Raw genomic sequence first — 13,205 nt, 5'->3', positions numbered from 1 at the left:
TTTTCTAGACCTCTGCACATTGATTATCTTGCAAGTGATTTTGACCATGAAAAAAGTACTGGGTTTTATTTGGGTTTGGGCACTGTCCTTTTTAATGATTTCCTGCTCAGAAGAAAAGCAAGAAACGCCCACCCTATTTAAAAAAACTTACGCCTCACATACTGGAATATCCTTTACTAATTCGCTCAAAAACACACCGGAACTTAATATCCTCAACTACCTTTATTATTATAATGGAGCTGGAGTAGCTGCAGCAGATTTTAATAATGATGGGCTTACAGACCTCTATTTTACGGCAAACGAAGGTGCAGACCATTTTTACCTAAATAAAGGCGACTTCAAATTCAGTGAAATAAGCCAAAAAGCGGGTATTGACAATTCCAACGGGTGGACCACAGGAGTAACCCACGCAGATATCAACAATGACGGGCTTTTAGATATTTACATTAGCAAGGTCAGTAATTACAAGCATTTAAAAGGCTCTAATTTACTCTACATAAATCAAGGTAATAACGCTAATGGAACTCCTATTTTTAAAGAGGAAGCAAAAAAGTATGGTCTTGATTTTTCAGGCTTTTCTACCCAAGCTTCTTTCTTTGATTATGATTTGGACGGCGACCTTGATATGTTTTTGCTCAACCACTCCGTTCACCCAAATCGCACCTATGGTAAAGGAAGCAAAAGAAAAAAAGTAGACTCCCTATCCGGAGACCGTTTGTACAAAAATGAAAACGGAAAATTTATTGACGTATCTGCTGAAGCTAATATTTTTCAAGGTGAAACTGGCTATGGTCTAGGTCTTGGTGTAAGTGATGTTAACAATGACGGTTATCCTGATATTTACGTAGGAAATGATTTCTTTGAAAACGACTATCTATACATCAATCAAAAAGACGGTACGTTTGAAGAAATTATTTCAAAGAACGATAAAAAACTAGGTCACACCACCCACTTCTCCATGGGAAATGATCTGGCGGACATTAACAATGACGGACTTACGGATATTGTTTCCCTAGACATGTTGCCCGAAAATCTAGAGACCTACAAAACTTCTGGTTTGGAATTTGCTTACCCAACTTACCAAAACTATCTGCGAAACGGTTATGCTCCGCAGTACATGCAAAACACCTTGCACTTAAATCTTGGAAATAATAACTTCAGTGAAATTGCACACCTTGCAGGTATTTCAGCAACAGAATGGTCTTGGGGCTCACTTTTAGCGGACTATGACAACGATGGATTAAAGGACCTTTTTGTTTCTAACGGAATTAAAGGTGCCACCAATGATATGGATTTCATAAACTTCATTGCCAATGAAAATATCCAAAAACGCATTGAAGCCGGAATGACCAAGGAAGATATGGCGTTTATTGAGGAAATGCCAAAGAAAAAGGTCCCTAACTATTTTTTTAAAAATCAGGGAGATTTAACCTTCAAGAACGTATCCGATGTATGGTCCGATCATCAGGCCGGTTATAGCAACGGCAGTATTTATGCAGACCTGGACAATGACGGTGATTTGGATATTGTGGTTAACAATATTGACCAGGAAGCTTTTGTCCTTGAAAACAGGAGTATATCAAGCAGTGAAAATAACTTTCTAAAAATAGACTTTGAGGGCGCTGAAAACAATCTTTTCGGAATTGGCGCAAAGGTTATCGCTTATGGTAACAACTCTCCCATAAGTGCAGAAAATTTTGTGAGCAGAGGGTACCTATCGGCTGTACCTCCCCAAATACATTTAGGTATCGGCAAAGATTCTCTTTTGGACTCTGTTAAGGTCGTATGGCCTAATGGAAAACATCAAACTCTTCGGAACGTTTTAACCAATCAAAAAATCACTTTCAGTTTTTCTGATGCAAATGAAAGCTTCGATCGGAAGTTAGAGCAATCTACGCCTCTCCTACTTTACAACGCTGCTGATTTTCTCGGGTTTTACCATAAAGACAGTCCAACTCTTGAGTTCAACCGTAGTCCGTTGGTTCCTTTTGCGAACACCAATGAAGGTCCTGAAATTTCGGTGGCCGATGTCAATTCAGATGGACTAGACGATGTTTTAATTAGCGGGGGAAAAGGACAAGCTTCTGCCCTATTCGTCCAAAATTCACCCGCCAATTTCTCAAAACAACAAACAAAATTGTTCGAAGAAGACCATATTAGCGAAGATATTTCTCAGGTCTTTTTTGATGCCGATGGTGATGATGACCAAGATTTAATAATCGTAAGTGGAGGAAATGAATTCCAATCGGGCAAACCATTGCAACCTCGTTTTTACCGAAATGAGAATGGCCAATTCAAAAAAGAAGAAAACCAGTTCAACGAGCTTTATGTAAATGCCTCAAATGTAAGTTCTGTAGATTTTGATAATGATGGAGACACAGATATTCTAATCGCTTCCGACCAGATTCCACATCAATTTGGTTCCACTCCGTCACAATATATTTTTGAAAATGATGGTACCGGAAATTTTGTCGATGTATCAGAAACCTTTGGCAAAGCTTTTCAAAATATTGGCGCCGTAAAGGACCTTATCTGGAAGGATTTGAACGGCAACGGATTCAAAGACCTCATAGCAGTTGGCCATTGGATGCCTATTTCTATTTTCTACAATGACGGAAAACTATTGCAACTCCAAAATCACCAAAACTTAAAAGAAAGCAATGGTTGGTGGAACACCATAGTTGCCGATGACTTTGACAATGATGGCGATATTGATTTTGTTGCGGGAAACTGGGGTCTAAACAGCAAGTTTAGTGTATCAAAATCAGAACCCATCACTCTTTATAGTACAGATTTTGACCAAAATGGAACCATAGATCCAATTGTAACCCATTTCCAACAACAAACGGAAACTCCATTTTCATCTAAAGATGAACTCGTAAAACAATTACCGTATTTGAACAAGCAATTTCTATCGTATAAAGATTTTGCTAAAGCCTCAGTTTCCGATTTGTTTTCACATGAAAAATTGACGAAATCTGGTCAAAAAAAGGTCTATGAATTACAAAGTTTATTTTACGAAAACGATGGAGTTGGCAATTTTAAAATAAAAGCACTTCCAACTATTGCACAAGCATCTACAATTCATGATATTGCAGTAGACGACTTTGATAATGACGGCTTTAAAGACCTCCTTATAGTTGGCAATACATCCGAAATAAGCACACAATTGGGCAGAATGGATGCCGCGCACGGCATCATTTTACGAAACAACCAAAAAGGAGATTTTGAGTGGCTGAGCAATCAGAAATTCAACATAGAAGGGCCTGCAAGAAGTATTGCCAAGATTAAAGTAAAAAAGAAAGAATTCTACATCATTGGCAGAAATAATGACACCCCTGTTTTTCTATCAAAAAAAAGTTATAAATAGTATGCAATCAATAACCAAAATGGTTTTTAAAGCACCTCTTAGGACAGTTATTTTTATAATGACCCTTCTCATTTCGTGTAAAAGCGAAACGAAAGAGGATACTGCTGAAACCCAAAAAAAAGAAACACTATTTAGTATGCTTCCGGCAGAAGAGACAGGCATCGATTTTATCAACGCTGTTCAGAACCAAAAGAATTTCAACATCTTCAAATACCGTAATTTCTATAATGGTGGTGGGGTTGCCATTGGTGATATCAACAATGACGGACTTGCAGACATCTACCTTTCTGCAAATATGGGTCCGAACAAACTATACCTCAATAAAGGTGATTTTAAGTTTGAAGATATTTCCGAGAAGGCAGGAGTTGTAGGGAATAAACCGTGGTCTACAGGTGTTGTCATGGCCGATATTAATGCAGATGGATTCTTGGACATCTACGTGAGCAATGCAGGTAACATGGAAGGCAACAATCATGACAATGACCTCTACATTAATAACGGAGACCTTACCTTTTCTGAAAAAGCAAAAGACTATAACCTTGCCGAAACCGGCTTTTCTACTCATGCATCATTTTTTGATTATGATAAAGATGGCGACCTTGATGCCTATATTTTAAACAACAGCAATATTCCTGTTAGCAGTTTGGGTTATGCAGAACAACGCAGTGTTAGAGCACAGGACTGGGAAGGCGTACCACATATTTTTAGAGGTGTGGGCGATATGCTTTTACGCAATGACAATGGTACATTTACAGATGTAAGTGAGGAAGCTGGCATTTACGGAAGCCTTATTGGCTTTGGTCTTGGCGTTATGGTCAGTGACATTAACGGAGACTTGTGGCCTGATATCTACGTTTCTAATGACTTTTATGAACGAGATTACCTTTACATCAACCAAAAAGATGGCACTTTTACAGAGGAAATAAAAGAGTGGACTTCCCACCTGTCACTTTCCGCAATGGGTATTGACATGGCCGATATTAATAATGACGGTAATGCCGATATTTTTATTACGGACATGCTTCCAGAAGGAGACGAACGTGTAAAATCAGTCATGGAATTTGAAGGCTACAATGTTTTCAGATTAAAACAGAGTAAAGATTTTTATCAGCAGTACATTCAAAATACTTTACAACTCAATAATGGCAATGGTTCTTTTTCTGAAATTGCCTACCACAGTGGCGTAGCAAAAACGGACTGGAGTTGGGCCGGACTTTTATTTGATATGGATAATGACGGTCTTCGGGATATTTTTATCACCAATGGAGTAAACCATGACCTTACGGACCTTGATTTTGTAGATTTCTTTGCCAATGAAATCATTCAAAAAATGGCACTAACGGGTAAAAAAGAATCCATAGATTCCATTATCAATAAAATGCCCATTAAACCGCAACCCAATTATGCATACAGAAACAATGGCGATATAACTTTTGACAACGCCGCAGTTGATTGGGGCTTTGAAATCCCCAGTTTATCGAACGGAGCGGCATACGGAGACCTTGATAATGATGGAGACTTAGACCTTGTTGTGAACAATGTAAACATGCAGTCGTTCATATACAAGAACAAAACCAATGAGCTAACGGACAATCACTTTATAAAATTAAAGTTCGTGGGCGAAGGTCAGAATCCGTTTGCTGTAGGCACAAGCATTAAAATGTATTATGATGACCAGGTGGTTTTTCAAGAATTGATTCCCTCACGTGGTTTTCAATCTTCGGTAGATTATGTAATGGATATTGGTCTAGGTGCAACCACAACCGTAGATTCCCTTCGGGTTATTTGGCCAGATGATTACACCCAGAAACTAGAGAATGTTTCCGCAGACCAGCTTTTAACCTTAAAAAGGTCTGAGGCAACCGAGAAATATAGCCTGCCCAAACCATCCAAACTAAAAACACTGCTCACCGAACTGAAAAACGATAAGCTAGCCCCACACAAAGAAGATGTTTATCAAGACTTTGATTACGAGGGATTAATTTCCAAATCGGTATCACAAGAAGGCCCTGCATTGGCTGTTGGTGATGCAAATGGCGATGGCAATGAAGATATTTTCTTAGGAGGAGCCGATGGGCAGCCCGGAGTAGTATATATCCATTCCGGTAATGGCAAGCTTTCTAAAAAGCCATTAAGCTTTGATATTGACTTTGAGGATACCGCTGCTGCATTTTTTGATGCCGATGGCGATGGCGACCAAGACTTGGTGGTGGGCTCGGGCGGAAATCGCATTAATCAAGAAAACACATATAAACCTAGATTATATCTAAATGACGGAAGAGGGAATTTTAGTAAAGCAAAAGATGACCTCCCTTCTGTCTTTAAAAACATTTCAGTTATTTCTCCCTATGATTTTGACCAAGATGGCGATATTGACCTGTTTGTTGGTTCAAGAAGTGTTGTTGGCACCTACGGCATTGATCCCGATCATCTCTTTTTGGAGAATCAAGGTGATGGAAAATTCGTTGATGCCACGGAGCGATTGGCATACGACCTTAAAGATGCAGGCATGGTAACGGATGCTATTTGGGCCGATATTGATGGGGATGGCAAACAGGATCTTGTTACTACATCCGAATGGGGAAGACCCAATATTTACAAAAATTCAGGTAGGCGCTTAAGCCGACTTTCAACAAACCTTGACAGTCTTTACGGGTGGTGGAACACTGCGGAAGCCGTTGACCTTGATGATGATGGCGATATGGATTTGGTGTTAGGAAATCAAGGTACAAACGTACCCTACGAGGCCTCTAAAGAACATCCCATGAAATTGTGGATCAATGACTATGACAATAACGGAACATTGGAACAGATTACAACCCGAGGGTTTGATGGAAAGGATTATCCTATCCACCAGAAAAAAGAGCTGACAGGGCAAATTGTTTCGTTAAAAAAGCAAAGTTTAAAAGCTTCGGAATATGCCAAAAAAACAATTGGCGAACTTTTCCCTAAAGAAATATTTGAGCGCAGTATTGTTAAAGAAGCCAACACCATGTCTTCCGTAATTGCCATTAATGAAGGTGGTGGTAAATTCACTATTAAAAAATTGCCCTCACGTGTTCAACTTTCATGCGTTTGCGGTATTACTTGTGCCGATGTTAATAAAGATGGCAACCTAGATTTGATTATGGCAGGGAACAATTTTGAATTCAAGCCCCAATATTCACGCTTGGATGCCAGCTACGGCAATGTACTTATAGGCGATGGAAACCTAAATTTTAAATGGCAAGATTATGGCACTAGTGGTTTTTTTATAAAAAATGAAGTAAAACACTTGAAACAATTCAAAGATAAAAATGGCAAAAGTTATCTGATTGCAGCTATAAACAATAGCTCTCCAAAAATTTACGCGTTAGATTAATGTTGCTACCTAAAGAATCTCAAAGAAAAAACTTACCGTTCGTGCTTTTCAAACACACATATATATACTTCTACCTCGCACTCTTTACTTTTTCCGGTTGCGGTAAAAAGCAGGGTTCACTTTTTAATAATCCACCTGCCGAAGAGACAGGTATTACCTTTAAAAATACCCTTACAGAAACAGATGACCTTAACATTTTAGACTATCTCTATTTTTATAACGGAGGCGGAGTAGCCATTGGAGATATTGACAATGACGGGCTTCCTGATATTTTCTTCTCGGGTAACCAAGTAAAGAACAAACTCTATAGGAACAAAGGCAATCTACAGTTTGAAGATATTAGTGAAACTGCCGGTATTGAAGGGAACAGCACTTGGAACACAGGTTCCGTAATGGGCGATATAAACGGAGACGGTCTCTTGGATATTTACGTATGCGCCGTGGTGGGCATTAATGGCTTCAACGGTTATAACGAACTGTTTTTAAATAACGGCGATGGCACTTTTACAGAAAGTGCCGCTACATACGGACTTGATTTTGATTCGTACAGTTCCAATGCCGCTTTTTTAGATTTTGATTTAGATGGTGACTTAGACATCTACCTGTTGAACCATGCCGTACACACCCAAGAGTCTTTTGGAAAAGCAGATTTACGTCTCAAACGTAATTTTCAAACTGGAGACAAACTACTGCGTAATGACGGCAATACATTTACAGATGTAAGTGAAAATGCGGGAATCTATGGCGGTGTAAACGGATACGGTTTAGGACTAGCAATTTCAGATTTTAACCAAGATGGTTATCCTGATATTTATGTGGGCAATGATTTCCATGAAGATGATTACTACTATTTGAACAATGGCGATGGTACTTTTACCGAAAGCTCAAAACAATTTTTTGGACATACCTCTCGCTTTTCTATGGGTAATGACGTGGCGGATATTAATCATGATGGCTGGCCTGATTTGATTTCCTTGGATATGCTTCCGCAAGATGAAAAAGTTTTGAAATCATCTGAAGGTGATGACAATATACAAACCCAAAAATTGCGTACAGAGCGTTATGGATACGGGTACCAGTTCACTAGAAATATGTTGAACATCAATCAGCAAAACAGCACTTTTTCAGAAATTGCACTTATGAGTGGCGTAGCCGCTACGGACTGGAGCTGGAGTGCCCTTTTTGGTGATTATGACCAAGATGGCGAACAAGATCTGTTCATTGCCAATGGTATCCCTAAACGACCGAACGATTTAGATTTCATCAATTTTGTCAGTAGCGAGAAAATTCAAAGCAAGATGAACAATACCAAGTTAATGGACCAACAAGCTTTGGACAAAATGCCTGCCGGAAAAATCCATAACTACATTTTTAAGGGTTCTGATGATTTAACCTTCAAAGATGAATCCGGTCAATGGATAGCTACAGATACGCTGGTTTCTGGAGCTACGGCCATGGGCGACCTAGACAATGATGGCGACTTGGACCTGGTTACCAACAACCTGAACGGAACCGCTGCGCTCTACATTAATAAAACAGACAATAAAGCAAACTACCTAAAGCTAAAATTGAAAAATAAAAACAATAACACCTTTGGTATTGGCACCAAGGTTTTCTCTTACACCAAAGGAAAATTGCAGTATAAAGAACTATACACTGTTCGTGGGTTTCAGGCTTCTTCCGAACCTGTAATTCATTTTGGTTATGGAGATATCACACAGGTTGACTCTCTTAAAGTAATCTGGCCAAATGGCACATATCAAACTTTAAAAAATGTAGAAACCAATCAAACTTTGGTTGTAAAACCCAAAAACACAGCTAAATTTGAATATGCCAGTTTACAAGCACGCAACCAACCACTCTTTGAAAAGCTTGAACATAATTTAGGTATCGATTTTATTCATATCGAGGATAATTATACGGATTTCAATCGTCAAAAACTTATCCCTTATCAGATATCGGACCGCGGTCCCGCAACGGCAATAGGAGATTTAAACGGTGATGGCAATAAAGATATTTTCTTTGGTGGATCAAAGTATATCCCCTCACAAGTTTATATCCAGAACGATACGGCATTTGCTCCGTTTCATATAACCGAAATAACAAAAGATTCTATCAAGGAAGACATAACTGCAATTATTTCCGATTTTAATTCAGACGGTAAAAACGACCTCATTGTTGGAACGGGCGGTGGTGACTTCTATAATAAAATGGAACCGTTATTGGATTCGTACTACATTCAAAACAATACTACGTTTGAAACTTCAAGTCTACCCGAAAGCTTCAAGAACACTTCAGTTATAGCTTCTTTTGATGTAGACGAAGATGGAGATCTTGACCTTTTTGTTGGCGGCCAGACCATTTCAAATGACTTTGGAAAAATTCCTGAATCCGCTCTATTTATAAACGAGAATGGCACATTTTTGAATAAGAACGAAGAAAGTCTGTCTAATTTGGGTATGGTAACTGACGCCATTTGGACCGATTTTGATTCTGACGGCACAGATGACCTCATTGTAATTGGCGAATGGATGTCTCCGGTATTTTTTAAGAATGTAAAAGGAAAACTGAGTAAAGTTGATGTTATCCAGAAAAATTTAAATGGACTCTGGCAAACTATTGTTCCTTTTGACATAGACCATGATGGCGATACGGATTACTTGCTTGGCAATTGGGGCAGCAACACGAAGTTCAAAGCGTCTGCAGAACATCCTTTGAAAATGTTCTACGGTGATTTTGACAACAACAGACAGACCGAAACCATAACCACTATAGAAAAAGATGGTAAATACTATCCTTTGGAAGGTCTGGACGGGCTTTCCTCCCAACTCGTTTTCCTTAAAAAGAAATTCAATACCTATGCTTCATTTGCGGGTTCCTCCATTGAAGATATTTTTGATAAAGAGGTTTTAAAACAAGCAAAAATACTGGAGGTAAACGAACTTCGTTCTGGCTATTTAAAAAACGAAAATGGTAAATTCAACTTCGTCCCGTTTCAAAATGAGCTACAGGTCTCACCAATTATGGCATTGCTTCCGTATGATTTTGATGGCGATGGAAATGAAGAGGTCTTGGTCGCCGGAAATTATTTTGGTGTTAAACCCTATCACGGCAGATTCGATTCTTTTGGGGGCGCATTGATTAAAGATGAAAATAATGTAATTTTAGGCCCTCAAATTGGTTTTGACTTAAGTCAAAAATCAGTGCGCCATCTAAATATCATTGACCTTAAAAGTGAAAAATATCTATTGGTCACGATCAACAACAATGCTGCAGAGGTTTATCGATTGAAAAGAAAAAAAAATACCAATGAATAAAATTTTTATTGCAATACTATCGCTTGTTTTTGCCATTTCGTGCAAAGCTCCTCAAAAGGAAGAACCTATTATCATTAGTCCTGAAGACCTTAATGCTTCTATAGACGAGGTTACGGAAATTATGATTCACGATATATTCTCTCCTCCGGTAGCGAGTAGAATATTTGCTTATCCAAACGTAGCGGCTTATGAAATAATGGCCATGTCTAATGATAATTACAACCCTTTGGCAGGTCAGTTAAATGGACTTACCCCCATACCTAAACCTGACACTACAAAAACCATCAACTACGATGTGGCAGCAATGGTTGCCCACATGGAACTTAGTAAAAGGTTGATATTCTCCGAAGACCGTATGGAAAGCTTACGCGACAGCCTTTACACCGTGTGGCAAGGCAAAAACCCAGCTTTGTTCACCAGTTCTAAAACTTACGGTCTACTAGTTGCAGATCATATTGGAGAATGGATGAAAACCGATAATTACGCACAGACCCGTACTATGCCAAAATTCACGGTAGATGCGGATGACGAAACCCGATGGCAGCCTACACCTCCGGCTTATATGGACGGCATTGAGCCTCACTGGAACAAAATCAGAACGTTCGTAATTGATTCTGCGGCTCAGTTCAAGCCTATTCCACCACCGGCATTTTCGCTTGAAGAGGATTCCGATTTTTACAAAGAACTAAAGGAAGTCTATGATATCAGCAATAAAATTACAGAAGAAGGAGATAGCTCAGAAGAAATTCAGATTGCCCAGTTTTGGGACTGTAATCCTTATGTTTCGGTAACACGGGGTCATTTAATGTTTGCAACTAAAAAAATCACCCCAGGTGCGCATTGGATGGGCATTACAAAAATTGCAGCCCGTAAAACGGATAGTGACTTTGCCAAGACGTTATATGCTTACACCAAAGCTTCTGTTGCTATGGCAGATGCTTTTATTAGCTGTTGGGACGAAAAATATAGAAGTAACCTTATCAGACCTGAAACATTGATTAACCAGCATATTGATGACAGTTGGAAACCTGTTTTACAAACACCTCCGTTTCCGGAATACACAAGCGGACACAGTGTAGTTTCAGGTGCTGCATCCGTAGCTTTGACCGATGTTTTTGGAGATAATTTTGCTTTTGATGATGATACCGAAACACCTTATGGCCTACCGGTCCGTAGTTTTACTTCTTTTAAACAAGCGGCAGATGAAGCTGCCATTAGCCGTATGTACGGAGGTATCCATTACCGTGCTGCAGTAGAAGTAGGTGTTAAACAGGGCAGGGACCTGGGTGATTTTATCATGGCGAATCTAAACATGCTCAACAACAGCAAAGTCGCTCAAAACTAAGCACTATGCGCAAAAAAATAGGACTAATTCTAGTCGCTCTAGTATTAGTAGCGCTAGTTTGGTATCTCTTTATTAAACCGAATGATTATACAGTCCGGTTTCATACCAAAGCTTCCACCGGAACGGTCAACCAGATTGCAAAATTTTGGGTTAATCAAAATGAAAACGCCTATTTTGTGACTCAAAATAACTTGGGCGATTTCACCCATATTCAATCATTGAACGATACTAGCCTAACCTATAATTGGCAGGTAACCAGGTTAAACGATTCTACCTCTCAAGTAAAAGTCTACATTACGGACCAAGAGAATAGTCTAATTAACAGAATACTGATTCCCTTTTTGGATACTGATTTTGAAAAACGTTCTAAAAACACCGTCAAGGAAGTTTTTGATCTATTGAACAGTCACCTTTCCAACTTTAAAACGAACGTTCTGGGCGAGGCTATTATTCCAGAGAAATATTGCGCCTGTATTCCTTTAAAAAGTACCCAGCTAGAAAAAGTAAAGGGTATGATGGAGAACTACGCTAAACTAAGTGGCTTTATAGCAAAAAATAACATTGAACTTGATGGACGACCTATGGTCGCTATAGAAAAATGGGATGTACAAAAAGACAGTATTACATATAACTTTTGCTTTCCCATTATTAAATCCGATAGTCTTCCGCAAAAAGAAGGTATATTCTACAAACGCATAGAAGAGCAAAAAGCCTTAAAGGCCATCTATAACGGAAACTATCTAACCTCGGACCGTGCTTGGTATGCATTACTAGACTACGCTGCCAAAAAGAAACTTACGGTTTCCAAAACGCCTATTGAGGTATTTCATACCAACCCAAATATGGGCGGAAATGAACTGGAATGGAAAGCGGAAATTTTTATGCCTTTGCAAGCACAAGAATCCGAATAGGCCGTACCTTTACATTCCATTAAATTTTACCCCAATGAAATTAAAGGCAAAACATCTTTCGATTCAAATTGTAGTACTTTTTCTTTTTTACAGCTGTGCCAATCATGGTCAATTAATTTATGTGACCAAATTACCTAAAAGCTTAGAAGAAAACTCGGGAATAGCGGCCTACAATGATAATTCTGCCTGGTTTGTTGAGGACAGCGGCAATGACGACATCATTACCAAAGTGGATTACCGAGGCGAAGTTCTAAAGGAACTGAAAGTAAAAAACGGTAAAAATAAGGATTGGGAAGACCTTACCGAAGACAAAAAAGGCAACTTGTATATAGGTGATTTTGGCAACAACAATAGTTCACGAAAAAACCTTGTTATCTACAAATTGCCAAATCCGGAGTATGAAAGCGGTGACCATATTACAGCGGAACAGATAACGTTTAGGTATCCAGAACAAAAAAAATTCCCGCCTAAAAAAAACGAACGCCTTTATGATGCCGAAGCTTTTTTCCACTACAACAATTACCTTTATATTTTTACCAAAAACAGAGCTGACCCTTTTACCGGAGAGTCATTGGTATACCGTGTACCTGATACAAAAGGAGATTATGAAGCTGAGTTTTTAGGTAAAATATCCCCCTGTAATGATTGGGATACGTGTAGAATCACTTCTGCAGATATCTCACCAGATGGTAAAACTGTGGCTCTATTAAGTACCGGTAAAATCTGGACTATTTCCAATGTTGACTTAGAAGATTTACCCAATAGCACTCTAGAAGAAATTGATTTACTGGTACGCTCTCAACTGGAATCCATCACTTTTATAGACAACACAACCCTTTTACTTTCTGATGAGGAAACAAAAACGGATGGTGGAAACCTTTACAAATACGAGTTAAAATAG

The 13,205-nt window shown here is 38.9% G+C and carries 6 protein-coding genes; all 6 read left to right on the top strand.

The annotated features are described in order from the left end of the window. The first annotated feature begins 46 nt into the window (after positions 1–46). The 6 genes from P0077_RS10425 to P0077_RS10400 are packed head-to-tail and all read left to right on the top strand — an operon-like array spanning position 47 to position 13,205. Positions 47–3,370 (top strand): VCBS repeat-containing protein, encoded by a 3,324-nt coding sequence (locus tag P0077_RS10425; protein WP_276169116.1) that lies wholly within the window; start codon positions 47–49, stop codon positions 3,368–3,370. Between the two features lies 1 nt (position 3,371). Continuing rightward, positions 3,372–6,731 carry a VCBS repeat-containing protein gene (locus P0077_RS10420; protein ID WP_276169115.1) on the top strand — a complete coding sequence of 1,120 codons (3,360 nt, stop codon included), beginning with the start codon at positions 3,372–3,374 and terminating at the stop codon, positions 6,729–6,731. 41 nt (positions 6,732–6,772) lie between these two features. Continuing rightward, positions 6,773–10,048: a VCBS repeat-containing protein gene (locus tag P0077_RS10415; RefSeq protein ID WP_276169114.1), complete on the top strand. Its 3,276-nt coding sequence runs from the start codon at positions 6,773–6,775 to the stop codon at positions 10,046–10,048. Continuing rightward, complete coding sequence (locus P0077_RS10410; RefSeq protein ID WP_276169113.1) at positions 10,041–11,393, top strand: vanadium-dependent haloperoxidase; 1,353 nt, start codon at positions 10,041–10,043, stop codon at positions 11,391–11,393. The genes P0077_RS10415 and P0077_RS10410 overlap by 8 nt, the downstream gene beginning before the upstream one ends. 5 nt (positions 11,394–11,398) lie before the next feature. Next, complete coding sequence (locus tag P0077_RS10405) at positions 11,399–12,304, top strand: GyrI-like domain-containing protein (protein WP_276169112.1); 906 nt, start codon at positions 11,399–11,401, stop codon at positions 12,302–12,304. 34 nt (positions 12,305–12,338) lie between these two features. Beyond that, positions 12,339–13,205 (top strand): hypothetical protein, encoded by an 867-nt coding sequence (locus P0077_RS10400; RefSeq protein ID WP_276169111.1) that lies wholly within the window; start codon positions 12,339–12,341, stop codon positions 13,203–13,205.

The organism is Zobellia alginiliquefaciens, assembly GCF_029323795.1.
Taxonomy (GTDB): Bacteria; Bacteroidota; Bacteroidia; order Flavobacteriales; family Flavobacteriaceae; genus Zobellia; species Zobellia alginiliquefaciens.
The sequence above is the reverse complement of the archived record's forward strand: the minus strand, read 5'-3'. Positions and strand labels throughout refer to the sequence as shown.

Bases quoted from the DNA above. Each gene is read 5' to 3' on its own strand.
- P0077_RS10405 (WP_276169112.1), top strand. From the start codon at position 11,399: ATGCGCAAAAAAATAGGACTAATTCTAGTCGCTCTAGTATTAGTAGCG.
- P0077_RS10425 (WP_276169116.1), top strand. From the start codon at position 47: ATGAAAAAAGTACTGGGTTTTATTTGGGTTTGGGCACTGTCCTTTTTA.
- P0077_RS10410 (WP_276169113.1), top strand. From the start codon at position 10,041: ATGAATAAAATTTTTATTGCAATACTATCGCTTGTTTTTGCCATTTCG.
- P0077_RS10420 (WP_276169115.1), top strand. From the start codon at position 3,372: ATGCAATCAATAACCAAAATGGTTTTTAAAGCACCTCTTAGGACAGTT.
- P0077_RS10400 (WP_276169111.1), top strand. From the start codon at position 12,339: ATGAAATTAAAGGCAAAACATCTTTCGATTCAAATTGTAGTACTTTTT.